Origin of the sequence: Pseudomonas sp. (assembly GCF_032058845.1) — a bacterium.
In the GTDB taxonomy this organism is placed as follows: Bacteria; Pseudomonadota; Gammaproteobacteria; order Pseudomonadales; family Pseudomonadaceae; genus Aquipseudomonas.
The window spans coordinates 31289-57883 of record NZ_DAMCCR010000010.1; the positions used below are offsets into that span (position 1 = coordinate 31289).

21 protein-coding genes are annotated in these 26595 nt (G+C 63.5%); 5 read left to right on the forward strand and 16 right to left on the reverse strand.

Annotated elements, in window-relative coordinates; genetic code table 11:
- Nucleotides 1-63 precede the first annotated feature (63 nt).
- A complete protein-coding gene (locus RT028_RS03585; protein WP_312932539.1) occupies nucleotides 64-3228 on the reverse strand; it encodes a transglycosylase domain-containing protein in 3165 nt (1054 codons plus the stop codon).
- A 141-nt stretch (nucleotides 3229-3369) separates the two neighbouring features.
- The gene (locus RT028_RS03590) at nucleotides 3370-4509 is read right to left on the reverse strand and encodes an OpgC domain-containing protein (RefSeq protein ID WP_312932541.1); all 1140 of its coding nucleotides are present in this window, start codon (nucleotides 4507-4509) and stop codon (nucleotides 3370-3372) included.
- A 168-nt stretch (nucleotides 4510-4677) separates the two neighbouring features.
- Here RT028_RS03590 and RT028_RS03595 point away from each other — a divergent pair, with 168 nt between their 5' ends.
- Together RT028_RS03595 and RT028_RS03600 are read left to right on the forward strand one after the other, a co-directional pair.
- Nucleotides 4678-4941 carry a type B 50S ribosomal protein L31 gene (locus tag RT028_RS03595; RefSeq protein WP_312932543.1) on the forward strand — a complete coding sequence of 88 codons (264 nt, stop codon included), beginning with the start codon at nucleotides 4678-4680 and terminating at the stop codon, nucleotides 4939-4941.
- A gap of 82 nt (nucleotides 4942-5023) precedes the next feature.
- On the forward strand, nucleotides 5024-5437 hold the full coding sequence (locus RT028_RS03600) for an NUDIX domain-containing protein (protein ID WP_312932545.1): 414 nt from the start codon (nucleotides 5024-5026) through the stop codon (nucleotides 5435-5437).
- Here the strand turns inward: RT028_RS03600 and metR are convergent.
- Nucleotides 5421-6338 carry a transcriptional regulator MetR gene (gene metR, locus RT028_RS03605; protein ID WP_312932547.1) on the reverse strand — a complete coding sequence of 306 codons (918 nt, stop codon included), beginning with the start codon at nucleotides 6336-6338 and terminating at the stop codon, nucleotides 5421-5423. The two genes, RT028_RS03600 and metR, sit on opposite strands and share 17 nt — an antisense overlap.
- A 194-nt stretch (nucleotides 6339-6532) precedes the next feature.
- On the opposite strand from metR, the gene RT028_RS03610 reads away from it, so the two are divergent.
- Nucleotides 6533-7528 (forward strand): alpha/beta hydrolase, encoded by a 996-nt coding sequence (locus tag RT028_RS03610; protein ID WP_312932549.1) that lies wholly within the window; start codon nucleotides 6533-6535, stop codon nucleotides 7526-7528.
- A gap of 17 nt (nucleotides 7529-7545) precedes the next feature.
- Here RT028_RS03610 and RT028_RS03615 read toward each other — a convergent pair whose 3' ends face one another.
- The 7 genes from RT028_RS03615 to RT028_RS03645 form a co-directional block, all read right to left on the reverse strand.
- Entirely contained in the window at nucleotides 7546-8871 is a 1326-nt protein-coding gene (locus RT028_RS03615; RefSeq protein ID WP_312932551.1) for a sigma-54 dependent transcriptional regulator, read from the reverse strand.
- Nucleotides 8868-10772 carry an ATP-binding protein gene (locus tag RT028_RS03620; protein WP_312932552.1) on the reverse strand — a complete coding sequence of 635 codons (1905 nt, stop codon included), beginning with the start codon at nucleotides 10770-10772 and terminating at the stop codon, nucleotides 8868-8870. The genes RT028_RS03615 and RT028_RS03620 overlap by 4 nt, the downstream gene beginning before the upstream one ends.
- 57 nt (nucleotides 10773-10829) lie before the next feature.
- Complete coding sequence (locus tag RT028_RS03625) at nucleotides 10830-11564, reverse strand: amino acid ABC transporter ATP-binding protein (protein WP_312932554.1); 735 nt, start codon at nucleotides 11562-11564, stop codon at nucleotides 10830-10832.
- The gene (locus RT028_RS03630; RefSeq protein WP_312932555.1) at nucleotides 11561-12232 is read right to left on the reverse strand and encodes an ABC transporter permease subunit; all 672 of its coding nucleotides are present in this window, start codon (nucleotides 12230-12232) and stop codon (nucleotides 11561-11563) included. The genes RT028_RS03625 and RT028_RS03630 overlap by 4 nt, the downstream gene beginning before the upstream one ends.
- Nucleotides 12233-12979 carry an amino acid ABC transporter permease gene (locus RT028_RS03635; protein WP_312932557.1) on the reverse strand — a complete coding sequence of 249 codons (747 nt, stop codon included), beginning with the start codon at nucleotides 12977-12979 and terminating at the stop codon, nucleotides 12233-12235. It abuts the gene before it with no gap.
- A gap of 143 nt (nucleotides 12980-13122) precedes the next feature.
- The gene (locus tag RT028_RS03640) at nucleotides 13123-14040 is read right to left on the reverse strand and encodes a glutamate/aspartate ABC transporter substrate-binding protein (RefSeq protein ID WP_312932559.1); all 918 of its coding nucleotides are present in this window, start codon (nucleotides 14038-14040) and stop codon (nucleotides 13123-13125) included.
- A complete protein-coding gene (locus RT028_RS03645) occupies nucleotides 14040-14222 on the reverse strand; it encodes a hypothetical protein (RefSeq protein ID WP_312932561.1) in 183 nt (60 codons plus the stop codon). The genes RT028_RS03640 and RT028_RS03645 overlap by 1 nt, the downstream gene beginning before the upstream one ends.
- Before the next feature lie 156 nt (nucleotides 14223-14378).
- Here RT028_RS03645 and RT028_RS03650 point away from each other — a divergent pair, with 156 nt between their 5' ends.
- Nucleotides 14379-18509, forward strand: a complete 4131-nt coding sequence (locus tag RT028_RS03650; protein WP_312932563.1) for an NEL-type E3 ubiquitin ligase domain-containing protein — start codon at nucleotides 14379-14381, stop codon at nucleotides 18507-18509.
- Nucleotides 18510-18540: 31 nt separating this feature from the next.
- Here RT028_RS03650 and glpD read toward each other — a convergent pair whose 3' ends face one another.
- The 4 genes from glpD to RT028_RS03670 form a co-directional block, all read right to left on the reverse strand.
- Nucleotides 18541-20106, reverse strand: coding sequence for a glycerol-3-phosphate dehydrogenase (glpD, locus tag RT028_RS03655; protein WP_409567154.1), 1566 nt, complete (start codon nucleotides 20104-20106; stop codon nucleotides 18541-18543).
- Between the two features lie 145 nt (nucleotides 20107-20251).
- Nucleotides 20252-21007 (reverse strand): DeoR/GlpR family transcriptional regulator, encoded by a 756-nt coding sequence (locus RT028_RS03660; RefSeq protein ID WP_312932566.1) that lies wholly within the window; start codon nucleotides 21005-21007, stop codon nucleotides 20252-20254.
- Between the two features lie 144 nt (nucleotides 21008-21151).
- A complete protein-coding gene (gene glpK, locus RT028_RS03665) occupies nucleotides 21152-22651 on the reverse strand; it encodes a glycerol kinase GlpK (RefSeq protein WP_312932568.1) in 1500 nt (499 codons plus the stop codon).
- 60 nt (nucleotides 22652-22711) lie between these two features.
- A complete protein-coding gene (locus RT028_RS03670; RefSeq protein ID WP_312932595.1) occupies nucleotides 22712-23557 on the reverse strand; it encodes an MIP/aquaporin family protein in 846 nt (281 codons plus the stop codon).
- Nucleotides 23558-23849: 292 nt separating this feature from the next.
- Between RT028_RS03670 and ybaK the strand changes: the two genes are divergently transcribed.
- A complete protein-coding gene (ybaK, locus tag RT028_RS03675) occupies nucleotides 23850-24320 on the forward strand; it encodes a Cys-tRNA(Pro) deacylase (protein WP_312932570.1) in 471 nt (156 codons plus the stop codon).
- A 136-nt stretch (nucleotides 24321-24456) separates the two neighbouring features.
- On the opposite strand, the gene RT028_RS03680 is transcribed toward ybaK, so the two are convergent.
- Nucleotides 24457-25518, reverse strand: coding sequence for an ABC transporter ATP-binding protein (locus RT028_RS03680; RefSeq protein ID WP_312932572.1), 1062 nt, complete (start codon nucleotides 25516-25518; stop codon nucleotides 24457-24459).
- Entirely contained in the window at nucleotides 25515-26435 is a 921-nt protein-coding gene (gene argF / locus RT028_RS03685; RefSeq protein WP_312932574.1) for an ornithine carbamoyltransferase, read from the reverse strand. Before argF ends, RT028_RS03680 begins: the two co-directional genes overlap by 4 nt.
- Nucleotides 26436-26595 lie beyond the last annotated feature (160 nt).

The window sequence follows — 26595 nt, forward strand, 5'->3', positions numbered from 1 at the left end:
CGCTTGAGAGCTTACTCAAGCGCCATCCGAAGACCAATCTTGAATGCGCCTCGTTCTCATCAACTAAATCGATGGATTGCCGGTGACCCCCGCCACGGCCGGCGGCTGCGCACCACTGTCGACCGTCCCCGGCGCCTTGCACTCGGTGGCGCTGCCCGGCTCCAGGTACGGCATCAGAATCGGCGCCATGCCCTTGAGCACCTGTACCGGCAGCGCCGAGGTAAAGGTGAAGGCTTCTGCCGAACGGCCCGGGACGAAGGCGGTGAGGGTGCCGAAGTGATGCTCGCCGAGGAAGAACACGAAGGTGGCGGTGCGGTTCAGCGAGCGTGAGCCGATCAGCCGGCCGCCGGCGCCGAAGCTTTCGATCCGGTTGTCGCCGGTGCCGGTCTTGCCGCCCATCACCAGCGGAGTGCCATCGCGCAGGACGAAACTGCCAGCGATGCGCCGCGCGGTGCCAGCGTCGACCACTTGCGACATCGCACCTTTCAGTGCGCGCGCCACCTCGACGGGCAAGATGCGCTGGCCGCGGTCCGGGTCGCTGACCAGTTTCACTTCGTAGGGCGTGTCGGCCGCCAGGTGCAGGGTGTCGATGCGCAAGGTCGGCAGGCGCACGCCATCGTTCTGGATGATGCCGACCAGCTCCGACAGCGCCGCGGGGCGATCACCCGAACTGCCGATGGCGGTGGCCAGCGACGGCACCAGGTGATCGAACGGGTAGCCCACGCGTTTCCAGCGCTGATGGATGTCGAGGAATGCTTCGATCTCGACCATGGTGCGGATGCGGCTGTCACGCGCGCCCTGGTGACGGCTCTTGAACAGCCAGCTGTACACCTCCTGGCGCTCGAAACGACTGGCGTTGATCGCTTCGCGCTGGGTGGCGCTGGGGTTCTTCAGCAGGTAGCCGAGCAGCCACAGGTCCAAGGGATGGACCTTGGCGATATAGCCTTGGTCAGGCAGGTCGTACTTGCCCGGACCATAGGCGGTGTACATCTCGACCAGACGGCTGTCACTCAGCTTGGCCAGTACGGCCTTGTTGTCCTGGCTATGGGCGCGCACGAAGGCGTTGAAGGTTTCCTGGCGGGCTTCGGGGAACAGGTAGCGGTGCACTGCGGCAAGCCGTTGCGGCGTGGTGCGCAGGCTGTCGAGGAAGGTGTCCAGGCGCTGCTGGGAGGTTTTGCGCTGGTACTTTTTCCAGAAGCGCATCAGGTAGTTGGTGCCCTCACGGTCGGCGAAACGCGCCAGGTATTCCTGGCGGCGTGGGTCGGCGTCGTCTTTGAGCAGCGGCTCGCGGTTGTAGGGCTGCTGGTAGGTCACGTAGCGCACCACATCGCGCATCAGCCGAATGAACGGCAGGTTGATCGATTCGCGCAGGGCGTCCTTCAGGCTCGGGTTGCGGCCGTTGTCTTCACGGCGGAAGTTGTTGAACACGTGCATGCCGCCCCCGGTGAAGAACGACTCGCCCGTGCTGGCCGAGTATTTGCGCTCCAGCGCGGCGTCGAGCATGGCGTCGAGGTTCGGGTCCTTGCTGTTCTGCATCAGCCAGCCCAGGGACCAGCGGCTGATGGCGTCGAGGTCGGCCACCTCGACCTTGCGCAGTTCGGCCACCGGCTTGCCGGCGTAGCGCTCGTGCAGCTCGGCGATGATCTCGAGGTAGGTGGTCAGTACCCGCAGCTTGGCAGTGGAGCCCAGTTCCAGCTTGCTGCCCTCGTTGATGTCGAAGGGCTGGTTGGTGCTGTCGGTCTGCACCCGCACCCGCGAGCCGTCGGCGGTGCGCTCGAAGAGGGTGAAGCTGTAGCTCACCTGGTCGGTGGTCCTGGCGGTCAGCAGGCGCTGGCCGATCAGGCCGATCTGCCCGGCAAACACAGGGTCGGCGAGGTTTTTCAGGTATTGGCTGGCCTGCAATTGCAAGCCGGCCTGCAAGGTGCTGGTGGCTGAAAGATCAAGGCGGTCGAGGTCGTACAAGGGGCGGGCGAACATGGCCGCCAGGCGGTTGCGCGCCAGGCTGATGCCCTTGTTGGTGACGATCGGCACGATGGTCGGCTGCGCGACCCAGTCGCGGTACACCGCCTTGCTGGCCAGCGCAGCGTCTGCCAGTGGCTGCTCGATGATGCCGTTGGCGGCCAGCACGCGCAGGTGCGAATCGGTCAGCTCGGCCAGTTCGATGCGGCCCTTGGACAGGTAATGCGAGGGCCGGCGCTGGGCAATGATCAGCGACAGCACTTCACGCAGCGCCAGACCGCGCTCGGCGAGGCTTTTCTGATCAGTGGCGGTGCTGGTGAGCGCGGCGTTGATCTGGTCGAAATCGGCGCCGTACCAGACGCGCAGCCCCTCGGCCATGCCGTGCACCTCGCCGTGGCCGGGTACGGCTGAGAGCGGCACGCTGTTGAGGTAGTCACGCACGATGCGTTGGCGGGCCAGGGTGGTGTCCGGGCCGCCCTGATAGGCACGTACGCTGGCCGAGAACATCTGCCGCAGCTTCTCGGCGCCCGAGACGGTCAGGCCATCGGGTGAATGGCGGTACTTTTCCAGCTGCGTCGCCAAGGTGCTGCCGCCAGCGGACTGGCCGGGCAGGGCAAGGTACTTGGCGACCTGGCTGTACGCCGCCTTGGCAAAACGTGGCCAGTCGACGGCCGGGTTGTTCTGCACGGTCCGCGGATTGAGCAGGTCGCGGTTTTCGATGAACAGCAGGCTGTTGACCATGACCGGCGGGATGTCAGCGAAGGTCGGGTAGAGATGCTGGGGGTAGGTGTATTGATACAGCGTATCGCCGCGGCAGTCGGTGATCGACAGGCCGGCCTGGCTCTTTTCCTCGAATGGCACGAACAGCCCGTGACTGACGTAATCGACCAGTGCGGGTGAAAAACGGGTCTGCTCGCTGATCACGTAGTCGCGTTTGAGCAGGCGTGGCAGGAATTCGCCAATGCTGCTGTAACCCAGACGTTTGTCGAACGGGCCCTCGCCCGGGTACACCACGGTCTCGCTGGGGCCGGGCTGCAGCGAATAGGTCAGGGTGCTGGCCAGACGGCTGAAGGTGCGCGATTGCAGCTTGGAAGTCTGCGTTTCGTCATACACGGCGACGCCCACGGCGATCAGGCCCAGCAGGACGACAAGGGCCAGCAGGAGCCACCACCTATTGCGCCGCCTGCGCAGTTCAGGCCGAGGAGCCGGGGCGTGTTCGGTATCGCGTGCTTCCATTCGAGGAGGTTCCGTGTGCCGCGGTGCGCCCATAGTTCAAAATCCGACCAAGTAGTTTCCACATGCTGGGCTGGAGTTTAGACCCTGGGCAGATAATGTGAAAAATTTGTCAACGATAATGCGGACTTGCTGGTGACCGTCGTTACCCTGCAGCGGCTGCGCGCAGGTTCCGCTCTATGAAGCAGAGACCGGTTGCCCCTGCTGGGCATGCCCCAGTTGCCGGCTCCAGTCCAACCACAAGGCCAGCAATGCCATGGCCGCCACACCGGCCAGCGCCGTGGCGATCTGCACCGGCCAGCGGTCGCCACCCAGTGCATTGAGCATGTCTGCCAGGGGCGCGAGCAGTACGCCCAGGCAGAACACTTCCAGCGAGAAACGCCCCATGCGGCAGCTTTGTCGGGCCAGCCAGCCGTTGAGCCAGGGGCCCGCGCTCACCAGCCGCGCGGTGCAATAGGCCAGGGCCAGGAACTGCAGCAGGCGCGCGGGGGCCAGGGCGGTCTTGTCAATCGGGTACAGCCATTGGGCAAAGGTTGCCGGCATCAGCGCGTCATGCAGGGTCGGCCAGCGCCAGAGCAAGGTGATGACCGCGCACACCAGTACCAGCGCGGCTGCCACCAGAAACAGCGGTTGTCGCCAGGGGCTGGCAGGCGCAGGTGGCGAGGCTTGAGCGCGGCCAGCGTGCAAGGCTGCGGCGCCACCGAGGATGAACAGCAGCTGCCAGGCCAGTGGGTTGAAGTACCAGAAGTGCCCTTGCTGGGCGGGCAGGTTCCAGTGAAACACTTGCACCAGCCCATACAGCGCCAGCGACGCGCCGACGGTCAGTGCGGTACGCCGCATCAGCAGCGGCAGGATGACCGGCAACCCGGCCAGCAGCAGGATGTACAGCGGCAGCGGGTCCATCAGGTTGGGCTTGAAGCGCAGCAACAGCTCATCGACCAGCGCCTGCTGGGGGTGGTCGATGAAATAGGTCAGGCCCATGGCATCGACCATGTCGCGGGTCTGTACCTGATTGTTGGCCACGAACACCATGCCCATCAGCACCACCAGCAGGAAGATGTGCGCCACGTACAACACCCAGGCGCGGCGCAGCATGCGCATGCAGGCCACCAGCCAGCCATCGCGCCGGGCGATCTTGCCGTAGGCCATCACCGCAGCGAAGCCTGCGAGAAACACGAAGATTTCTGCGGCATCGCTGAAGCCGAGGTTGCGAATCGTCAGGTTGGCCAGCGGGTTGTCGGGAACGTGGTCCCAGAAGATGAACACCAGTGCCAGGCCCCGGAAGAAGTCGATGCGCAGATCGCGTTGGCTGTTCATGGGCACGGCCTGGTTGTGAGGGCATGAGCAGAGGATCATCGGCGAGCGGTGGCGGTTCCGCAGAAGGCATGCGGCCTGATCGGTGGTGAAATCAAGCGAGGGGCTTGTCGAGAGTGATTCCTGAGTAATATGTTATAAGGTATCAATTAACCCAGCAGGCGAGTCCCCATGAAACCCGATATCCACCCGACCTATCGTCCCGTGCTGTTCCATGACACGGCGGCAGACACCTATTTCCTCATCGGCTCGACGGTCGACACCGACCGTACCCAGCAGCACACCGATGGTCAGACCTACCCCTATGTGGCGCTGGACGTCTCCAGTGCCTCGCACCCGGTTTACACCGGTCAACAGCGCAAGACCACGGTGGAGGGCCGAGTTGCCGGCTTCAACAAACGCTTCGCCGGCTTCTCGCGCCCGCGCAGCGAGTGAGGCTGTCGACCCTGCCAAAGGAGGGTTGCCTGGGGTGGGGGTGCGTGGCAAGCTCGCCCGCCCATTTCCAGGCAGGTCCTTCATGTCCAGCGTGATCCGTGTCGCCGCCGCACTGCTGATCGATCCCCAGCAGCGCACCCTGTTGGTCCGCAAACGCGGCACCACCGCCTTCATGCAGCCTGGCGGCAAGATCGACGCCGGTGAAACCGCGCTACAGGCCTTGGCCCGCGAGCTGTTCGAGGAGCTGGGTTTGCGCATCGATCCGGCCCAGGCCTTGCCCTTGGGCCGCTTCAGCGCGCCGGCTGCGAACGAGCCTGGCCATGAAGTGCAGGCTGAGTTGTTCGAAGTGCTCACCGCCGAGCGCGTGACCCCAGCGGCTGAAATCGAAGAAATCCGCTGGGTGAGCGCCGACGACACACCCGACCTGGCCCTCGCGCCGCTGACCGTCGAACAGATCCTGCCGCTGTACCGCGCGCGGCTCAACGCGCCGCGCTGACGCCATCGAGGGTAGCGAACGAGGTGTCCTTGGCGGTCAGGAGGAAATCGCGCATGTACGGTGCATCGAGCATGTCGGTGCGCACCGCCGCATAAAGCGTGGCGAACAGGCCCTTCTCACCCAGTCGCTTGCCCTTCACATAGCCCCGCGCGCTGTATTCGTGCAGCGCCCAGTGCGGCATGCCGCACACACCGCGGCCGCTGGCCACCAGCTGCATCATCATCACCGTCAGTTCCGAATTGCGCACGGCCGCGGGCTCGATGTCGGCCGGCTCGAGGAAACGGGTGAAGATGTCCAGCCGGTCGCGCTCGACCGGGTAGGTGATCAGGGTCTGGTCGATCAGATCCTGGGGCACGATGTACGGCTTGCTGGCCAGCGCATGCTGGTTGGCCACGGCAAGCATCGCTTCATAGGTGAACAGCGGCACGTAGGTGATGCCGGCCAGGTCCAGCGGGTCTGAGGTGACCACCAGATCCAGATCGCCACGCGCCAGTGCCGGTAGCGGTGCGAAGGCAAAGCCCGAAGCCAGGTCCAGCTCCACTTCTGGCCAGGCATCGCGGAACTGGTCGATGGTCGGCATCAGCCACTGGAAACAGCTGTGGCATTCGATGGCCATGTGCAGCCGCCCAGCGGTGCCGCCGGCCAGGCGAGCGATGTCGCGCTCGGCGCCCCGCAGCAGCGGCAAGGCTGCGTCGGCCAGTTGCAGCAGGCGCAGCCCGGCGCTGGTAAACCGCAGGGGTTTGCTCTTGCGCACGAACAGCGGCAGGCCCAGACGCTCTTCCAGCTCCTTGAACTGGTGCGAGAGTGCCGATTGAGTCAGGTGCAGGCGCTCGGCAGCCTCGACCAGGCTGTCTGCCTCGCGCAGGGCATGAAGGGTTTTCAGGTGACGGATTTCCAGCACACGCAGCTCCGGGGGTAAGCGCCATCGGCATCTTGGGGGGAATGAGTTTCCCTCATGTTGCCATGTGTGTCGACAGGCATGCGGCTGACCGCTCGGCTGGCTTCATCAAACTGTCACCCAAGTGTGGCAGCGCGCTGTCGCCGGTTTGCGCAGACTTGCGCTCCTCTGGAAGTTGGCGAGTTGGTGTCGGGTCGATGCGTGTGTTCATGGTGATGGTGTGGTGGTTGTTGGCAGTACCCTACGGATGGGCGGCGTCGCGTTGCGATGTACAGGCGCCTGTGCAGCGGGTCGAACTGAACGAGGTCAGCCTGGCGTACCAGAGCGTGGGCGCAGCGCACGACCCGGCCTTGTTGCTGGTCATGGGCCTGGGCGGGCAGTTGATCGACTGGCCTGACGAGGTGGTCGAAGCCCTCTGTCTGCAAGGCTTTCGAGTCATCCGCTACGACAATCGCGACGCGGGCCTGACCCGCTGGCGCCAGCCGCCTGCCTCGCCAGGCCTCACCCTGGGGTTGCTGCGCTTCAAGCTGGGCCTGACCGTCAGCGCGCCCTACAGCCTGACCGACATGGCCGACGATGGCCTTGGTTTGATGAATCAATTGGGCATCGAGCGGTTTCACGTACTGGGCGTGAGCATGGGCGGCATGATTGCCCAGCACCTGGCCGCGCAAGCCCCGCAGCGGGTGCGCAGCCTGACCCTGGTGATGACCAGCTCCGGCGCAACGGGCCTGCCTGCGCCGAGTGCGGCCCTGGTGCAACTGTTTGCCCGGCCCCGCGCCTCGAATCGCGAAGACGCCCTCCAGCAACAGGCCGATCTGCTGGCGGCGCTTGGCAGTCCACAGGTCAGTGACGACCGGGCCGAGCTGCTGCGCCAGGCCGCGACTGCCTACGACCGCGCCTATCAGCCTGAGGGCGGGCGGCGGCAGATCCTGGCGATTCTGGCCGAGCCGAGCCGGGTGCCGCTGCTCGATCGCTTGCGCGTACCGGCCCTGGTCGTGCATGGCACGGCCGATCCACTGTTGCCGGTGATGCATGGTGTGCACCTGGCCGCGCACCTGCGCGGCAGCCAGCTGCGTTTGATTCCAGGCCTGGGTCATCGTTTTCAGGCACCGTTCAAGGCGGCACTGTTGGGCGCGATCCTGCCCTATCTGCACACCCAGCAACTGCAGACGTCGCACCTGGCGGGCTTGTAGCAGGGTGGGGAGCAGCCTCAGCCGAGCCCGTATTTTTTTACCTTGTCGAACAGCGTGGTCTTGGCCATGCCCAGCTCCTGGCTGGCCTGGCTGAGATTGCCGCCGGTACGCAACAACGCTTCGCTGAGCAGGTTGCGCTCGAACGCTTCGACGGCTTCTGCAAACCCCAGCCCCTGGTTGGTGCCGGTGGCGCTCTTCTTGAAGGCCGGCAGACCAAGGGCGAAGCGCTCGGCCACGTTGCGCAGTTCGCGCACGTTGCCCAGCCACTCATGGGCCATGATCTGGGACAGGGTCTGACTGTCGGTTTGCGGCAGTTCGCGGTCGAAACGCAACGCGGCCTGTTCAAGAAAGTGCTCGAACAACTGCAGGATGTCTTCGCGCCGCTCGCGCAGCGGCGGCAATTCCAGCGTCACCACGTTCAGCCGGTAGTACAGGTCGCTGCGGAATTCGCCACGCTGGCCAAGAGCCTGCAGATCGGACTTGGTCGCCGCGATCACCCGGCAGTCCACCGGAATGCTCTGGTTCGAGCCGAGGCGCTCCAGGGTGCGCTCCTGCAAGACGCGCAGCAGCTTGATCTGCAGGTTGATCGGCATGCTCTCGACTTCATCGAGGAACAAGGTGCCGCCGTTGGCATGCTCGATCTTGCCGATGCGCCGCTTGCCCGCGCCGGTGAAGGCATTGGCCTCATGGCCGAAGATCTCGCTCTCGAACAGGTTTTCCGGCAGTCCGCCACAGTTGATGGCCACGAACGGCTGGCTGCGGCGGCGGCTGAATTCGTGCAGGCAACGCGCGACCAACTCCTTGCCGCTGCCGGTTTCGCCCTCGATCAGCACGTTGGCCGAGGTGTCGCCGACATTGCTGATCAACTCACGCAAGTGCTGCATCGCCGGTGAACGCCCGATGATCCGCGCTTCCAGCGAGCCGTGCCCGGCCAACTGCTTGCGCAGCGCGCTGACCTCGCGTGACAGGCCGCGCTGTTCCAGCGCACGGCGTACCACGTCCACCAGGCGCTCGGGGGAGAACGGCTTTTCCATGAAGTCATAGGCGCCGTTGCGCATCGCGCCGACCGCCATATCGATATCGCCATGCCCGGTGATGAGCACCACGGGCAGGCTGCGGTCCCGCGCCTTGAGCCTGGACAGCAGCTCCAGCCCATCGATGCCGGGCAGGCGAATGTCGCTGACCACGATGCCGGCGAAGTCATCACCGATGCGCTCGAGCGCAAGCTCGGCGCTGCCCACGCCTTCGCAGGCGATGTCCTCGAGGGCCAGCGCCTGCTGGCAGCCGAGCAGCACATGGGGATCGTCTTCGACGATGAGGACGGTGAGGGGGGCTTGGGTCATGGTAGCGGGGCCGTGTCAGTAGGGGGTGTGACCAGCGGCAGCAACAGCACGAAGGCACTGCCGCCAGCGCCCGGGTGTTCGACGTTGAGGCTGCCCTTGGCGGCCGCTGCGAGGCTGGCCGAGAGGGTCAGGCCCAGGCCGAGGCCGTGTTCACCGGGTTTGGTGGTGAAGAAGGGCTCGAACAGGTGCTTGCGGGTTTCGTCATCGATACCGTGGCCGTTGTCTCGCACCTGCAGACGATACTTGTCGCCCAGCAGTTCGCCCTCCAGCCACAGCGTAGGCCGTTCCTGATCGGCGGTGGCGTCCAGGGCATTGCTGATCAGGTTGGCGAGGATCTGTTCGAGCCGGGTCTGGTCGATGGCCAGGCGCTGTTCATCGAAGTCGCGATGCACGCGCAGGCCACGGCTGGTCAGACGCGCGGCAAGCATCTGCTGGCAGGCGTCGACGGCCTTGCACAGCGAAGCCTGACCGCCGTCGTCGCCGCGCCGGGCAAAGGAACGCAGGCTGGCAGTGATGCGGCCCATACGGTCGATCAGCTCGTTCATGGTGCGCAGGTTGGTCGAGGCGACATCGATCGCGCCGCGCTCGAGAAAACGCACCGTGTTGCCCGACAGCGTGCGCAGCGCGGCCAGCGGCTGGTTGAGTTCATGGGCGATACTCGTGGACATCTGGCCGATGGCCGCCAGCTTGCCGGCCTGAACCAGCTCGTCCTGGGCCTGGCGCAAGGTCTGTTCGGCATGCCGGCGCTCGCGGATCTGGCCCTTGAGGCGTTCATTGCTGGCGCGCAGGTCGGCCGTGCGTTCGGTGATGCGCCGCTCCAGCTGGCTGTTGGCTTCTTCCAGGGCTTCACGTGCGGCCAGGCGCGTGGCGAGCACCTTGCGGCGCTCGTTCCAGGCGATGCCAAGGATCGTCAGCAGGGCAAAGGCGAAGGCGACCAGAGCACCTTGCACCATCGACTCGCGGCGCAGGTCCTGCAGCGGTGTCAGCAGGGTGAAGTTCCAGGGTGTGTCGGCCAGGCGGCGGGTCTGTGACAGGTAGGTCACCTCCGTCTGCTCGGTCGGCTCGGTTTCGCTGTTGACCGGGAAGGTGAGCTTTTCCACGCCATCGCCCAACGGCTCGCGCGCCAGCGGTTGCAGCTCGTTGAGTGGCCACCAGTAGTACTGCAGGCTGCGCGCCAGCCGCTCTTTTACCTGCGGCGTCAGCGGCTGCAGCGATTTGAGCCGGCGCTCGGGGTCACTGGAAAGAATGATGATGCCGTTCTCGTCACTGACGAAGGCCTCCAGGCGCGCGCGCTGCCAACGCTCTTCCAAGGTGTCCAGGCGCACCTTGATGACCGCCACGCCAATGATCTTGCCGTGCTCCTCAAGGCCGTGGGACAGGTAGTAACCGGCCTCACCGGTGGTGCTGCCGATGCCGTAGAAGCGCCCGGGTTTGCCGCGCACCGCATCCTGGAAATAGGGGCGGAACGACAGGTCTTCGCCCAGGAAGGAATCGGCATCGCGCCAGTTGCTGGTGGCTTGCACCCGGCCACTGGTGTCGAGGATGTAGATCGCTCGGCTACGGCTGCGCCGCTTCATGCCTTCGAGGTATTCGTTGACGAACTGCCGGTCGGCGCCCTCAGGCTGCAGCAGCAATGTCGAGACCGAGCCTTCGAGCTCCAGCAGGCTGGGCAGGTAGGTGTACTTGCTGATCTCGCTTTCCACAGTGCGCGCATGCAGCTCCAGCTGGCGCTCGCCGTTTTCGCTGAGGCTACGGATGCCGTTGTTTTCACTGATCAGATAGGCGACCACACCAAAGCCGAGCATCAGCAGGATGATCAGGGGCGGGATGAGCAGTTGGCGGAGCAGGCGGGATTTCACGGCAGGCTTGGTGAGGCGAACAAGCGCGGGGTTGCATTTCATCACAGTGGCCTTGTCATCGCCAGCCTGCGCCACCGAAGCGGCGCAGGCTGACGATACTCAGTGCTGCAGGATCTTGCTGAGGAAGTGCTGGGTGCGTTCGTGGCGTGCCGTCGGATCACCGAAGAAGGCGTCTTTCTGGCAGTCCTCGATGATGTGGCCCTTGTCCATGAAGATCACGCGATTGGCCACTTTGCGGGCAAAGCCCATTTCGTGGGTCACGCACATCATGGTCATGCCTTCGTGGGCGAGTTCAACCATGACATCGAGCACCTCGTTGACCATTTCCGGGTCGAGCGCCGAGGTGGGTTCGTCGAACAGCATGACGATCGGGTCCATCGACAGTGCGCGGGCAATCGCCACACGCTGCTGCTGGCCACCGGACAGCTGCCCCGGGTGTTTCTTGGCATGTGCGCTGAGGCCTACGCGGTCGAGCAGCGCCAGGCCTTTCTTGGTGGCTTCGGCTTCGCTGCGGCCGAGCACCTTGCGTTGGGCGATGGTGAGGTTTTCGGTGATGCTCAGGTGCGGGAACAGCTCGAAGTGCTGGAACACCATGCCCACCCGCGAGCGCAGCTTGGGCAGGTTGGTCTTGGCGTCGGCGATCGAGGTGCCGTCGACCACGATGTCGCCTTTCTGGAACGGTTCCAGGGCGTTGACGCACTTGATCAGGGTCGATTTACCGGAGCCAGAAGGACCGCACACCACCACCACCTCACCTTTCTTCACCTCGGTGTTGCAGTCGGTCAGTACCTGGAAGTCCCCGTACCACTTGTTGACGTTCTTGATGGAAATCATACGGCGATCCTTTTTTGCAGACGCTTGACCAGCCAGGAAGCGGAGAAGCTGATGATGAAGTACACGACACCGGCGAAGATCAGGAACTCGTGAGAGCGTCCGATGATGTCGCCGTTGGCGCGCGAAGCGTTGAGGAAGTCCACCAGGCCCACGGTGTACACCAGCGAGGTGTCCTGGAACAGGATGATGCTCTGTTGCAGCAGCAGCGGGGTCATCTTGCGAAACGCCTGGGGCAGGATGATCAGCCGCATGGTCTGGCCGTAGGTCATGCCCAGCGCCTGGGCGGCGCCCATCTGGCCCTTGGAGATGGCCTGCACACCGGCACGGACGATTTCGCAGAAGTAGGCCGCCTCGAACATCATGAACGCCACCATGCACGAGGTGAACGCCCCGATGGGGGTGTCTTCGCCGGTGATCCAGCGCAGCACGAACGGCACCGCCAGGTAGAACCAGGTGATCACCAGCAGCAGCGGGATGGAGCGGAAGTAGTTGACGTAGGCACCGGCCAGGCGCGACAGCAGCTTGCTCGACGACAGACGCATCAGCGCCAGCACCGTGCCCAGTGCGATGCCGCCGATGATGCCCATCACCATCAGCTCCAGGGTCAGCAGCATGCCGTCCCACAGCGCGGGCAGGGCGGGAATGATCTCGCTGAAATCCAGTTCCATTTACTTGCCTCCTACGGAAATCAGGCCCGGTACCGCCACTTTCTTCTCGACCAGGCGCATGAGCAGCATCAGGCCCATGTTCAGGGTGAAGTAGATCAGCGTGGCCAAGGTGAAGGCTTCGAAGAGGTTGGCAGAGAACTCCGCGGTCTGCTTGGTCTGTGCGAGCAGCTCCATCAGGCCGATCAGCGAGGCCACCGAGGAGTTCTTGAACACGTTGAGGAACTCGGAGGTAAGCGGCGGAATGATGATCCGGTAGGCCTGCGGCAGCAGCACGTTGGTGTAGATCTGCGACAGGCTGAAGCCCATGGCCCGAGCGGCCGATTCCTGACCGCGTGGCAATGCCTGAATGCCGGTACGCACCTGCTCGCACACCCGTGCAGCGGTGAACAGGCCCAGGCAGATGATCACGCTGATGAGGGCAGAGGTGGTCGGATTGAGGTCTTGCTTGAACCATTGCTGCAGGCCTTCGGGCAGCAAGTCCGGTACCAGGAAGTACCAGATGAACAGCTGCACCAGCAGCGGCACGTTACGGAACAGCTCAACGTAAGCCGTGGCGATTCCCGACACCAGGCGGTTCGGTACGGTACGCATGACGCCGAGCACCGAACCCAGAAGCAGGGCGATGATCCAGGCCGAAATGGCGATGGCGATGGTCCAGCCCAGACCTGTGATGTACCAGTCGAGGTAGGTCTCGCTGCCCACGCCGGTGGACTTGAAGAAAACGCCCCAGTCCCAGTTGTAATTCATCGGGATTTCCCCTCAGACGATTGTTTCACGGGCACCTTTGAACATCCGGGGGCGCGGGCGCCCTCGGATGAAAGGTTAGACACTAACGGAAGGCCTGCCGGGTTAATTCGTGTGCGTAACGCACTGCAGGCCTGGAGTGGGGGTCAGGACTGTTTGTCGTCAGCCGCTTTGTCGGTTGGCTCGGCGATCAGTTTCTTCAGCTCGTCGCTCATCTTGAACTGCAGGTTCAGACCTTTCGGTGGGATGGGCTGCTGGAACCACTTGTCGTAGCTCTTGTTGACATCGCCCGACTTGAAGTAGGCCACGATCGCTTCATCCACGGCTTTCTTGAAGGGCGCATCGTCCTTGCGGACCATGCAGCCGTAGATTTCATACGACTGCGGCGTGCCGGTGATGACCCAGTCAGACGGTTTGCGGGCCTTGGCCATTTCGCCTGCCAGCAGGGCATCGTCCATCATGAAGGCCACGGCGCGACCGCTTTCGAGCATGTTGAAGGCTTCGCCGTGGTCTTTGGCCGAGATGACGTTCATCTTCATCTGCTTGTCGGCGTTCATGGCTTTGAGCAGACGCTCGGAAGTGGTGCCAGCGGTGGTCACCACGTTCTTGCCAGCCAGGTCCGGGAAGTCCTTGTAGGTCGGCTGACCGTCTTTGACCTTGGTCAGCAGGCGCGTGCCCACTTCGAAGATGCCCACGGTGAAGCCAACCTGCTGCTGGCGTTCCACGTTGTTGGTGGTTGAGCCACATTCCAGGTCAACGGTGCCGTTTTGCACCAATGGGATGCGCGTCTGGGAGGTGACGAGGTTGTACTTGACCTTGATGTCGGTGCCCAGTTGCTTTTGCAGGGCATCGACCACGGCGAGCTGGATGTCGTGGGAGTAGCCCACAGGCTCAGACTTGCCGGCCAGGTACGAGAAAGGAATGGACGAGTCACGGTGGCCCAGGGTGATGGTGCCGGAGTCTTTGATCTTCTTGAGGGTGCCGGTCAGCTCTTCAGCCATGACCGGAGAAGCGATTACCGCAGCCGCGATGGCCGCGCCCAGCAATTGACGAACGATTCGCATCAAATTTTCCTCGACGTGTTTGTTTTTTTTATGGAGCCGTTGGCGGACTCTTTCGTTTCAACGAATACCAGAGCATTCGGCTGCAAAGTGTAGAGCATGAGTCGTGCCAAGGGGGAGAAAACCGGCAGAAGCTTGACGAGCAGCACGTCTATTTCGCCTGTTCCTGAGATTTTTAGGCTCATTTTGTCCGGCTTTCCGAATCTATCTTCCTATTGCATTCGGATTTCCGAACGAGTGGCGCGCTTCAATGCACCCTTTAGAGCGGTGGCGGTAGCCCCATCAAGCCCGGCCCGGCGCGGGATCGGGTGTTCTGTGGTTTTGCCCCGAGGACACCCCGCATGCCCACCACCTTCATACCTGGCGATTCCATTGATCGCCTGATTGCCGACCGCCTGCCCGCCTGGCTGACCGACACCGACGTGGATCAGTTGCGAGCGCTGCACAGTGCCATTCGTACGGAGCAACAGGCAGCTGCTCAGGTCGCCAGCCACTTCAAGGCATTGCCCTCGATCGAGGCGTTCGCCACCCCGCTGTTGGTTCACGCGTTACGTGAGGCGGGCATTGCCCAACCCGACATACGGGGGATGAAGGTTGAGATAGAGCAGGTGATCGAGTTGCCCAGCGCAGCACCCAGGCTTCTGGTCAATCGCCTGACCTATCGTTCGCGGCGAAGCCTGCTCGCGGCTGCACTGCATAATTTCGACGAGCAAGAGTTGGCCCCTGACCTGTTTCGGCAGGCCTGGTTGATCGACGTCGATGGCAGCAGGCTGGCGTTGAGCTTCGAACGCTTCGCCCGTTGCTGCAGGCAACTGGATCTGGGCGGGCGTTATCAGCAGTTGCTGACCAGGGTGTTGGCGCCCAAGACCCGGCCCACAGCACCGCCGGGTTCCGGAGCGCAAGCGGTGGAACAGTTGCTGGAGCGTAACGTGCGCGCGCAGTTGGAAGTCGCCATGCGCCTGGCCAGGCTCAAAGGCGCGCTTGAAACGTTCGATTATCACCGCTTGCAGCCCCATTGGGCCAAGACGCCCATCGTGCAGCCGGTCCAGGGCAGTGCGACGCCACGCCAGCTCTATCTGCTGGGCAAATGCATTCGGGGTGTGGTCGCCTTCGAGCAGCGCGCACACGTGGAGGGTGCGGCACGCTCGATCACCCTCTGGGTCCCCCGCGATCCTGAAACGCCGGTGAGCCAGCACGCTTCATGGGAGGCGCTCTACCAGTGGCTTGGGCAGCGCCTGCGCGATGAACGATACCCGCGCTTCTTCGCGCGTTTCATCAGTGAGCGAGACCGACCTGCGTTCCTGCAAACGCTGATGCACCTGCGCAGTGCCAGCGCGAGCGGCGCCCCGCTCATGCTCGATGGACGCAATTTTGCCGTGGAGGGCCCGCTGCTGAGCCACCTGCGCATGCTTCAGATCGGCAAGATGCGTGACGATGCGCGGGTTCTGGCAGTGCCCACCGCTGACGAAGACATGGCCAGCCGGCATCTGCGCCTGCAGGCGTCGCTCAACGCCGGGCTGGATCTCTTGAACCTTGCCGCACTGTTCGTGCCGGGTCTGGGTGAGATCATGCTGGTGGTCACCGCCGTCCAGATCGCCAGTCAAGTGTATGAGGGCTATGAGGACTGGCAGTTGGGTGACCGCGAGGGGGCGCTCGAGCATCTGTTCGGCGTTGCCGAATGCGTCGTGCTGGGTGCGGCGAGCACTGCCGTTGGCCTGACGGCGCTCAGCGCCTTGCGGCGAGTCACGTTCGTCGATGGTTTGACGCCTGCCAGCGGTGCTGCAGGGCAGATCTACCTGCGCAACGATGGCGAATCGATGCATCACGTTGCTGATCCGGGCGAGCTGATCCGGCGTCTGGGCCCACCTCTGGTCGATGCGCCCGACTGGCATGCACAGGCCTTGCTGCACACCACGGGGCTGAAGCCTGAGCACGTGCGTCGCCTGCATCTTGAACAAGCAGGGCCGCTGGCGAGGGTGCTCGACGCCCACGAGCGCATCGAACTGCATCAGCAGTTGCCAGCCCTGCGTGGCAGCGCCCTCGAAACGGAGCTGGCGCGGCGCCAACCGGCAGTGTCGCCAGCGCAAGCGCCATTGCTGAGGGCCTTTCCGAGTCTGTCCCAGCGTCAGGCCGAGGAGATTCTCGAACACGGCAGCACGCTCCAGATCGACGCCATGCAGGCTACAGGGCGAGTGCCACTGGCGCTTGCCGAACAGGCTCGCTGGGCGATACGCGACGCGCGCCTGGACCGGGCGTGCCTGGGGTTGCAATTGGCGCAAGCGGTAACCGCCGATACGGAACACCTGGCCATCGGGCTGCTCGAACGCGCAGCGCCCTGGCCGGACGACGTCAGAGTGGAAATTCGTGATGGCAGCGCCACAGGGCCGGTCGTCGCGGCGACCCGGCGGCGCCTGGCGACGCAGGTCCGCGTGATCGTGCGTGAGGCCGAGGGCTACCTCGCCAGCGCTGCGCCATCCGCACAATCGAGCGGCAGCCTCTGGCAGGCGTTGCTGGAACACCTCGAGCCTGGGCAAAAGCAAGCGCTGGGCAACCCGGCGCTCAGCGATGAGCAGTTACGTCAGTGGCTTGCCGAGCAGGCAGCAGCGGACCGCCAGCGCTGCGCCGATGTGCTCGGCATGGCGCCCGTAGGCACGGGTCTGCGACCTCCCATACGCCTGGCCGATGGACGTCTGGGCTACCCGCTCAGTGGCCGACTTCCGGGCGGGCGCCAGCCGCTGCGCAGTGGGCTTCACCGAATTTTCCCAACGCTTGAGGGGGAGCAGCTCGATCGCTACGTATTCGACTTGCTCGATCGTCACGTCAACCTCTGGCAGCACTGTGCGCAACTGAACGAAACCCTGGCCCGGCTCAATCAGGCGTTGCAGCAGTGGCGCAGCGAAGTCGGCCTGATCGCTTCCTTCAGACGCAGGCGCGTGGCCACTCAGCTCCGCCGCTGTTGGCGGCGAAAGCTCACCAACTACGCGGGCGACTACGTGCTGGTGATCGATGGCGAGCGTGTTGGACACCTTCCGCAGTTGCCGCCTGGCGTGGACTTTTCCCACGTCAGCCGACTGGTGCTACGTAACATGGCACTCTCCAGCATCGATGCCGACTTTCTCGGTCGATTCAGCCAGCTGACCGAGCTTGACCTGCGTCGCAACCAACTGACCCAGATACCGCCGGGGCTCGACCAGCTCAGCCGACTGCGCCAGTTGCGCCTCTCGCGCAATCAGATCGTGATGACGGCTGAAGGCAACCAGCAACTGCTGGCGTTGACGCGATTGCATGTCCTGGATCTCAGCCATAACCCGTTGGGGCGGCTACCGGAGCTGGTCGAGCTGGACAGCCTCACCCACGTGCGGTTGCGCGATACCGGGGTGCAGGATTTGCCCGACCTCACCGATGCATTGCCGTGGCGTGCACACCTGGATCTGCGCGATAACCGCATCCGCCAAGTGCGGCAGGACATCCTCAGCCTGTGGCACAACCTGCATCGAGTGGGTCTGCATGACAACCCGCTGGATGCGGCCAGCGCCAATGCCCTTGATCGCCTCAGCGGTGCGAGCGATTCAAGCGCCCGTGCAAGCGTGTCCTATGAGCACAATCCGACCCATGAAGCTCTGCTGGACTACTGGATCGGCTCGCCGTCCGTGCTGGAGCGTTCCCGCCGTACGCAGCTATGGAACGAGTTGCGTGAGCAAGAGGATTCCAGCGACTTGTTTCGCTTTCTGGCCGACTTCGTCAGCACCGAGGATTTTGCCCAGCAACAGGACCACTATCAGGGACGGGTCTGGCAGATGCTCGAAGCGGCCCATGCGCACGAGGCACTGCGAACGCGTCTGTTCGAAACCGCCGCCGGTGAGAGGACCTGCGATGACCGCCTATTGTTGATCATGAGCCAATTGGAGCTGAGCGTAATGGCCGAGCGCGCGCTGATCGATGGACCCGCAGAAGAGGTAGAGGGGCGGCTGCTTGCACTTGATCGGTCACTGTTCCGGGTGGACGCGCTGGACGCGATCGCCACTCGGCACATCGCACGGCTGCATGCCGCGAAGTTGCCGCTGGTCGATGAAATCGAGGTGCGGTTGTACTTCAGGGTCAAGCTTCGGCGGGTGCTTGACCTGCCTGCCACGCCGGAAGACATGCACTACGAAGATTTCGCCCCGGTCACCACCAGTGATCTGCGCCATGCAGCGCGTGAGGTGCTGGCGATGGAAAACGCAGAAACGCTGTCCGCTTCGCTCGCCCAGCGCCCGTTCTGGGAGGCGTACGTCCGTCACCACGCGGCAGCGCGTTTTGAAGCGCTTGCGCAGCCGTTCTATCAGCGACTGGAGGCGCTCGAGGCGGACTCGATAAGTTCCGCCCAGTGGCTGGAGTCGAGCAATCGTCTGAAAGAAGAACTGGAGGTCGCCGAGCGCACCCTGATCAGGACGTTGGCTGAGGAAGCCTATGCTCGGGCCGCTGCCCGTTGACAGGGCAGCGGCAGTTGCCTGGCTGGCCGCGTCAGGCCGCACAGCCTTCTGCGGACCTGGCTTTGCGAAGGGCCAGGTAGTCGCGCAGGGTCTGTTGTTCGGCAGGCGTCGTCAGCAGGCCCAGCTTGGTGCGGCGCCACAGGATGTCGTCCGCATCGATCGCCCACTCGTGGTCGCACAGGTACTCGACCTCCTTGGCGAACAACCCACCGCCAATGCGCTGGCCGAGTGCCTCGGGCCCGTCGATGCCTTCCAGCAGACGCCAGACACGGCTGCCGTAGGTCAGTACCCACCGCCGCGCGATATCAGCAGACAGCCAGGCGTGCTTGGCCAGCACCTCATCAACCAGTGCCTGCACGCTGCTCATGTGCTCGCCCCCTGGCAGCGGTGAAGTGGCGGTCCAGCTGCCACGCATCTGCGAGAAGAACGGCTTGAGCTGCGCCATGGCCGACTCGGCCAGCTTGCGGTACGTGGTCAGTTTGCCGCCGAACACCGACAACAGCGGCGCTTGCCCGGCTTCGGCCGACAGCGCCAGGGTGTAATCGCGGGTGACCGCCGAGGGGTTGTCCGACTCGTCGTTGCACAGCGGGCGCACGCCAGAGTAGGTGTGCTTGATGTCGTTGCGGCTCAGCTGGTGATTGAAATGAGCATTGACCACGTTGAGCAGGTAGTCGGTTTCGCTGTCAGTGATCGCCACCTTGGCCGGGTCCCCGCTGTATTCGCGGTCTGTGGTGCCGATCAGGGTGAAGCGGTCCAGGTACGGAATGCAGAACACGATGCGCTGATCTTCATTCTGCAGAATGTAGGCCTGCTCACCCTCGTACAGCCGCGGCACGATCAGGTGGCTGCCCTGGATCAGGCGGATGCCGTAAGGGGCGGTGAGCTGCAGGTCATCCTTGATGAAGCTGGCAACCCAAGGACCTGCGGCATTGACCAGTGCGCGGGCCTTGATCGAATGACGGGTGCCATCGGCCTGCTGCAGTTCGACGTTCCACAGGCCGTCAACGCGTTTGGCGCTGAGGCAGCGGGTGCGGGTACGAATATCGGCGCCCTGTTCACGGGCGGCCATGGCATTGAGCGCGACCAGGCGGGCGTCATCGACCCAGCAGTCGGCATATTCGAAACCGCGTGTGATGGCCGGCTTGAGCGGATAGCCGGGGCCGAAACGCAGGCTGCGCGAAGCGCCCAGGCGCTTGCGCTTGCCCAGGTGATCGTAGAGGAACAGGCCGGCGCGGATCATCCAGGCCGGGCGCAGGTGCGGACGGTGCGGCAGCACGAAACGCATCGGTTTGACGATGTGCGGCGCCTTGGCCAGCAAGACCTCGCGTTCGGCCAGTGCCTCGCGCACCAGACGAAATTCGTAGTGCTCCAGGTAGCGCAGCCCCCCGTGGATCAGCTTGCTGCTGGCCGAAGAGGTGTGCTGGGCCAGGTCGTCCTTTTCGCACAGGAAGACCTTCAGGCCACGCCCGGCAGCGTCAGCGGCGATACCCACGCCATTGATGCCGCCACCGATCACGGCAACGTCATAGCAGTCAGCGAGGTGGGAGGTGGGGTGGGCGGGCTGGGACACGGGCGATAGCCTCCTGGATGCAATCATCATCACAAATGAACATTTGTGTTCGTTTGCGAAAATACTAACGCAACAGGCTGGCGCCTGCCAGTTCGATCGTCAGAAAGGCGACCAGATGACGATCAAATGAACATTAACGAACATTTCCATGACAAACGCGCTGCGGTCACGCTCAGACCACGTCCAGGCGCACCTTGTGCTGGGTCAGCAGCTGGCCGAGTGTCGGGCTCGGCAGGCGATCGGTCACCAGGCAGTCGACCAGGCTGATCGAGCCCAGGCGGACCATGGCGTTGCGCCCGAACTTGCTCGAGTCGGCCGCGAGGATGACCTGCCGGGCATTGGCGATGATCGCCTGGGAGACCCGCACTTCCTGGTAATCGAAGTCGAGCAGGCTGCCATCTTCGTCAATCCCGCTGATTCCCACCACGGCGAAGTCCACCTTGAACTGACTGATGAAGTCGACACTCGCCTGCCCGACCACTCCGCCGTCGGGCCGCACCGTGCCACCGGCCAGCAGGACTTCGAAGTCTTCCTTGGCACCGAGGATGGAGGCGACGTGCAGATTGTTGGTGATCACCTTGAGGTGGTGGTGATTGAGCAGGGCGCGGGCGATCGACTCGGTGGTGGTGCCGATATTGATGAACAGCGAGGCGTGGTCGGGTATTTGTCGCGCCACGGTCTCGGCGATCCGCTGTTTTTCATCGCGCATCTGGTCGGCGCGCATGGTGTAGGCGGTGTTTTCGATGCTCGAGTCGTGCGCAGCGCCGCCGTGGTAGCGGCGCAGCAAGGATTGTTCGGCGAGCTGGTTGATATCACGGCGGATGGTCTGAGGGGTAACGACGAACAACTGCGCCATTTCCTCGATACTGACGTAGGCGCGATCGCGCACCAGTTCGAGAATTTGTTGTTGGCGTGGGGGCAGGTTCATGGGCGGTCCTTCTGGGCTGCCGGAAAAATCCTGCAATCATGCCGTAGGAAACGGCTGACGACCAGCATGCCAGGCGCGCGCCTGGACTGTGCCTGGCGCCACCCTGGAGCCCACAGGCTCCAGGGTGCAATTGGCCCTTGCCGATCAGGCCTCGTGGTCTTCCCAGTCGCGGGTGCGGGCGATGGCTTTTTTCCAACCGGCGTAGAGTTTTTCTTTCTGCGCATCATCGAGCTGCGGGCTGAACTCGCGCTCGATCACCGCCTTGTTGCGCAACTCGTCCAGCCCACTCCAGAACCCGCACGCAAGGCCGGCCAGGTAGGCCGCACCCAGCGCTGTGGTTTCGCGCATTTTCGGGCGCTCGACGCAGGTGCCGAGGATGTCGGCCTGGAACTGCATGAGGAAGTTGTTAGCCACGGCACCGCCATCGACACGCAATTCCGACAGGCGCTCGCCGCAGTCCTGCTGCATGGCGTCGAGAACATCGCGGGTCTGGTAGGCGATCGATTCCAGGGCCGCGCGGATGATGTGGTCGACCTTCACCCCACGGGTCAGGCCGAACAACGCGCCGCGGGCGTACGGGTCCCAATAGGGCGCGCCCAGGCCGGTGAAGGCGGGTACCAGATAAACCCCGTTGCTGTCTTTGACCTTACTGGCGAAGTACTCGGTGTCGAGGGCATCGTTGACGATCTTCAGCTCGTCGCGCAGCCACTGAACCGTGGAGCCACCGTTGAACACGGCGCCTTCCAGGGCGTACGCCACTTCGCCCCGCGGGCCGCAGGCGATGGTGGTCAGCAGGCCATGGGACGACTTCACCGCCTTGCTGCCAGTGTTCATCAGCAGGAAGCAGCCGGTGCCATAGGTGTTCTTGGTCTGGCCCGGCTCCACGCACATCTGGCCGAACAGGGCAGACTGCTGGTCACCGGCGATGCCGGCGATGGCGATACCGCTCTTGGTATGCCCGTACACCTCGGAAGAGGCCTTCACTTCGGGCAGCATCTGCCGAGGAATACCGAGGATTTCCAGCAGTTTTTCATCCCACTGCAGGGTATGGATGTTGAACATCAGGGTGCGCGAGGCGTTGGTGTAATCGGTAACGTGCACCTTGCCGCCGGTGAATTTCCAGATCAGCCAGGTATCGATGGTGCCGAACAGCAGTTCACCACGCTCGGCACGCTCGCGAACCCCTTCGACGTTGTCGAGAATCCACTTGAGCTTGGAGCCAGAGAAATAGGGGTCGGTGACCAGGCCGGTGGCTTCGCGAATGTAGTCTTCATGGCCATCGCGCTTGAGCTGAGCGCAGATTTCGGTGCTGCGTCGGCACTGCCAGACGATGGCGTTGTACACCGGGCGGCCGGTTTCGCGGTCCCACACGACAGTGGTTTCACGCTGGTTGGTGATGCCGATGGCGGCCACTTGTGCGTGGCTGATGCCGGCTTGCGCCAGCGCTTCGACCATGGTGCCGCTCTGCGTGGCGAAGATCTCCATCGGGTCGTGTTCGACCCAGCCGGCTTGTGGGTAGTGCTGGACGAACTCGCGCTGGGCGGTGCCCACCACGTTGGCGTCACGGTCGAAAATGATCGCTCGCGAACTGGTGGTGCCCTGGTCCAGAGCGATGATGTATTGCTTATCCTGGGTAGCAGTCATGGTCGTTGGCCTTGCAAAGGATTGAGTCAGGTCTTGCGGGTGAGGCCACCCGGCATGACGTCAGGAAGTCTGGGTTTCAGTCTGGGCATTATCGCCGGGTACGGGCGCTTGCCCAACCGGCAGATGGCGCGCGATCAAGACGCGATACAGCCCGGCGCCGACACAGGCGCCAAGGATCGGCGCGAAGATCGGCACCAGGAAATACGGCACGCTGCGCCCGCCGGTAAAGGCGATCTCGCCCCAGCCGGCGAAGAAGGTCATGAGCTTGGGGCCAAAATCCCGTGCCGGGTTCATCGCAAAACCGGTGAGCGGGCCCATGGCGCTGCCGATCACCGCGATCAGCAGGCCGATCAGCAGCGGCGCCATGGCGCCGCGCGGCAGGCCGTTGTTGTCATCGGTCAAGGCCATGATCACGGCCATCAGAATCGCCGTGATCACCACCTCTACCAGGAACGCGCCGCCCATCGTCAGGGACGGGTGCGGGTAGGTGGAAAACACCGAGGCCAGATCGAGGCTGGCTTCGCTGCCGCGCAGCATCGCATGGGTGTGTTCGTAATCGAAAAACAGCGCGCTGTAGAGGGTGTACACCAGCGCGGCGGCGCAGAAGGCGCCGAATACCTGGGCAATGATGTAGAACGGCAGTTTGCGCTTGTCGAAGTCGGCGAATACGGCCAGCGCGATACTGACCGCCGGATTCAGGTGTGCACCGGAGACACCGGCCGTGAGATAGATCGCCATGCTGACGCCGATACCCCAGATGACACTGATCTCCCAGAGTCCGAAGCTGGCGCCGGCGACCTTGAGCGCTGCTACGCAGCCAGTGCCGAAGAAGATGAGAAGTGCGGTGCCGAGAAATTCGGCCAGACATTGAGCTGCCAGTGTGGGTTGGCGGAGTGCAGTCGTCATACATGACCTCTTTTTTTGTTGTAGTGAGGCGCGCAGGGCACCTGACAGCAAGGCCCGTGGTCGTCCGGTTGACGGTGGGCGAGCAGCGTTGATGCACCAAGAAAGTGCACCCTCTATTCAAAAACGAAAAAATATAGACAAGAAACGCAGATGTCAAAGGTCGAAAGTGAACGTTCGGCCATATTCTGACCGAGCGCAATGATCTTGATCATTTGCGTGACCATCGATGCGTTGGCCGAATCTGCGCTTTCGCCTACAGTAGCCACCCCACCGATGCTGACCGGAGCTGCCCGTGACCCCCGCCCTTGACCTGCTGAAGAAAGCGCGCGCCGAGCACCGCGTGCACAGTTATGCGCATGATCCGAAGGCAGCGTCGTATGGCCTGGAGGCGGCCGAGAAGCTTGGGCTCGATCCGCAGCAGGTCTTCAAGACGCTGCTGGCCTGTACCGAGAAAAACGAGTTGCTGGTGGCCGTAGTACCCGTGGTCGGTACCCTGGACCTCAAGGCCCTGGCGCATGCCGCAGGCGCGAAGAAATGCGAAATGGCCGACCCCACTGCCGCGCAGAGGGCCACGGGGTACCTGGTGGGGGGTATCAGTCCGTTAGGGCAGAAGAAACGCCTGCGTACCTTCATCGACACGTCGGCTCAGGCGTTTGCGACGATTCATGTCAGCGCCGGGCGCCGGGGGTTGGAGGTCGAGCTGGCAGCGGCAGTCCTGGCGCAGTGCACGCAAGGCAGTTTTGCCGTAATCGGCAGGGGATGAGATGCAGCCTGGCCCGACCCCTTTGAACGAGGCGGGCCAGGTTCGGTTACCTGGCTGAGCTGTGCCGGCGAGCGCTATCTTTCAGAGCGTGTCTTTCAGAGCATGTCTTTTAGGGCATGTCGTCGAGGGCGGTAAGCTACGCGGCGACGCTGCCAGGCGCGGCGAACAGCACCAGGTGATCCGCCGCAACGCTGACACCGACATCCGCGCCCAACTGATGGTCGTTATGGCTGGGGAAGATCGCTTCGAGTTCGCTGCCGGTGGGCAGCTGCAGGCGGTAGAGGGTCGAGGCCCCCAGGAAGCTCTTGCCCACCACGCGCGCGCGCAGCGGGCTGTGCGGGGCGTAGACGATGTCGTCGGGGCGCAGCAGCACATCGACCGAAGTGCCGGCGACCATGGGGTAGGCACGGTTGCCGCGCAGTTCGCCCAGCTCGGTGGTGACGGCTTCGTGGCTGCTCATCTGGCCACGGATGAAGTAGCCCTGGCCCACAAAGCTGGCGACAAATGGCGTCCGGGGTTCGTGATAGAGGTTGTAGGGCGTATCCCACTGCTCGAGCCTTCCCTCCTTGAACACCCCGACCTGGTCGCTGACCGCGAACGCTTCTTCCTGATCATGGGTAACCAGGATGGCACTGGTGCCGCGGCTCTTGAGGATGTCGCGCACTTCATGGCTTAGGCGGCGGCGCAGCTCGACGTCCAGGTTGGAGAACGGCTCGTCGAGCAGCAGGAGTTGAGGTTCGGGGGCCAGCGCCCTGGCCAGCGCCACGCGTTGCTGCTGCCCGCCAGACAGCTCATGGGGGTAGCGCCCGCCCAAGCCGCCAAGCTTGACCAGATCGAGCATCTCGTCGACCACTGCGGCCTGCCGTGGATGCTTGCCAATGCCAAAGGCGATGTTCTGCGCCACGGTGAGGTGGGGGAAGAGGGCGTAATCCTGGAACACCATGCCGATCCGGCGTTTCTCCGGCGACAGGGTGAAGCCCGGGCGGGAGAGGACCTCGCCCGCCAGGCTGATTTCACCGTCATGCACGGGCTCGAAACCGGCGATGGCGCGCAGGGTGGTGGTCTTGCCGCAGCCCGACGAGCCCAGCAGGCAACCGATGTCGCCTGCGTTGAGGTGCAGGTTGAGCGACTGGACGATACGCTGATCGCCGTAGCCGCAGGCCAGATTGCGCAGGTTCAGCAGTAGGGATTGACTCATGCGTGGTGGTAAGCCGGTTCGATGACGAATTCGAGAAGAGCCTTTTGCGCATGCAGGCGGTTTTCAGCCTGGTCCCAGGCGACCGAACGTGGGTCGTCGAGCAGATCCTGGCTGATTTCTTCCCCGCGGTGGGCAGGCAAGCAGTGCATGAACAGGGCGTCGGGTGCTGCCAGATCGAGCAGTTCGCGGGTGACCTGGTACGGCGCAAAATGCGCCAGGCGCCGTGCAGTTTCCTCTTCCTGACCCATGGAAGTCCAGACATCCGTAGTCACAAGATGAGCACCGCTGACGGCGGCCTTGGGATCACGCACGATCTGCACGCGGTCACCGCCCAAGGCCATGAAGCGCGGATCGGGCTCGTAGCCCTCCGGGCAGGCAATGCGCAGCTGGAAGTCGAACTGAACGGCCGCTTCTATATAGGAGTTGCACATGTTGAAGCCATCGCCCACCCAGGCCACGGTCTTGCCCTGGATCGAGCCGCGATGCTCGATGAAGGTCTGCATGTCTGCCAGCAACTGGCAAGGGTGCGATTCGTCCGATAGGCCGTTGATGACCGGCACCCGTGAATGTTCGGCGAACTCGGTCAGGGTTGCGTGGGCGTGGGTACGGATCATGATGGCATCGACCATCCGCGACAGCACCTTGGCACTGTCGCAGATCGGCTCGCCGCGCCCCAGTTGGGTATCGCGCGGCGAAAGGAAGATGGCCTGGCCGCCGAGCTGGATCATGCCCGCTTCGAAGGACACCCGCGTGCGCGTCGAAGACTTTTCGAACACCATCCCCAGCACGCGGTTTTTCAAAGGCTCGAACAGCACGCCGCGGTTACGCAGGTCTTTTAGCTCGATGCCTCGACGGACCACGCCGAGCAATTCGTCAGCAGTGAAATCCATCAGGGAGAGAAAGTGCCTAGCGCTCATGATTGACTACCTTAATTACAACGTTTTGCAGGTGCGCCGTTGAGTTTTCTTGACAACGGGCATGACCTGCGGCGTAAGCCGCACGGAGCGGACAGGAAAGGGAAGGACGCAATACTATAATTAAATGTCGCCCGAAACCAAGGGGGGCACCCTTTGCATT

Coding starts and splice junctions, on each gene's coding strand:
- RT028_RS03640 (WP_312932559.1), bottom strand. CDS start 14,040: ATGCGAATCGTTCGTCAATTGCTGGGCGCGGCCATCGCGGCTGCGGTA.
- RT028_RS03625 (WP_312932554.1), bottom strand. CDS start 11,564: ATGATTTCCATCAAGAACGTCAACAAGTGGTACGGGGACTTCCAGGTA.
- RT028_RS03615 (WP_312932551.1), bottom strand. CDS start 8,871: ATGACCCAAGCCCCCCTCACCGTCCTCATCGTCGAAGACGATCCCCAT.
- RT028_RS03610 (WP_312932549.1), top strand. CDS start 6,533: ATGCGTGTGTTCATGGTGATGGTGTGGTGGTTGTTGGCAGTACCCTAC.
- RT028_RS03585 (WP_312932539.1), bottom strand. CDS start 3,228: ATGGGCGCACCGCGGCACACGGAACCTCCTCGAATGGAAGCACGCGAT.
- RT028_RS03595 (WP_312932543.1), top strand. CDS start 4,678: ATGAAACCCGATATCCACCCGACCTATCGTCCCGTGCTGTTCCATGAC.
- RT028_RS03645 (WP_312932561.1), bottom strand. CDS start 14,222: ATGAGCCTAAAAATCTCAGGAACAGGCGAAATAGACGTGCTGCTCGTC.
- glpK (WP_312932568.1), bottom strand. CDS start 22,651: ATGACTGCTACCCAGGATAAGCAATACATCATCGCTCTGGACCAGGGC.
- RT028_RS03600 (WP_312932545.1), top strand. CDS start 5,024: ATGTCCAGCGTGATCCGTGTCGCCGCCGCACTGCTGATCGATCCCCAG.
- RT028_RS03635 (WP_312932557.1), bottom strand. CDS start 12,979: ATGAATTACAACTGGGACTGGGGCGTTTTCTTCAAGTCCACCGGCGTG.
- RT028_RS03590 (WP_312932541.1), bottom strand. CDS start 4,509: ATGAACAGCCAACGCGATCTGCGCATCGACTTCTTCCGGGGCCTGGCA.
- RT028_RS03680 (WP_312932572.1), bottom strand. CDS start 25,518: ATGAGTCAATCCCTACTGCTGAACCTGCGCAATCTGGCCTGCGGCTAC.
- RT028_RS03670 (WP_312932595.1), bottom strand. CDS start 23,557: ATGACGACTGCACTCCGCCAACCCACACTGGCAGCTCAATGTCTGGCC.
- RT028_RS03620 (WP_312932552.1), bottom strand. CDS start 10,772: ATGAAATGCAACCCCGCGCTTGTTCGCCTCACCAAGCCTGCCGTGAAA.
- RT028_RS03660 (WP_312932566.1), bottom strand. CDS start 21,007: ATGAACCTGCCCCCACGCCAACAACAAATTCTCGAACTGGTGCGCGAT.
- argF (WP_312932574.1), bottom strand. CDS start 26,435: ATGAGCGCTAGGCACTTTCTCTCCCTGATGGATTTCACTGCTGACGAA.
- RT028_RS03630 (WP_312932555.1), bottom strand. CDS start 12,232: ATGGAACTGGATTTCAGCGAGATCATTCCCGCCCTGCCCGCGCTGTGG.
- glpD (WP_409567154.1), bottom strand. CDS start 20,106: ATGATTGCATCCAGGAGGCTATCGCCCGTGTCCCAGCCCGCCCACCCC.
- RT028_RS03650 (WP_312932563.1), top strand. CDS start 14,379: ATGCCCACCACCTTCATACCTGGCGATTCCATTGATCGCCTGATTGCC.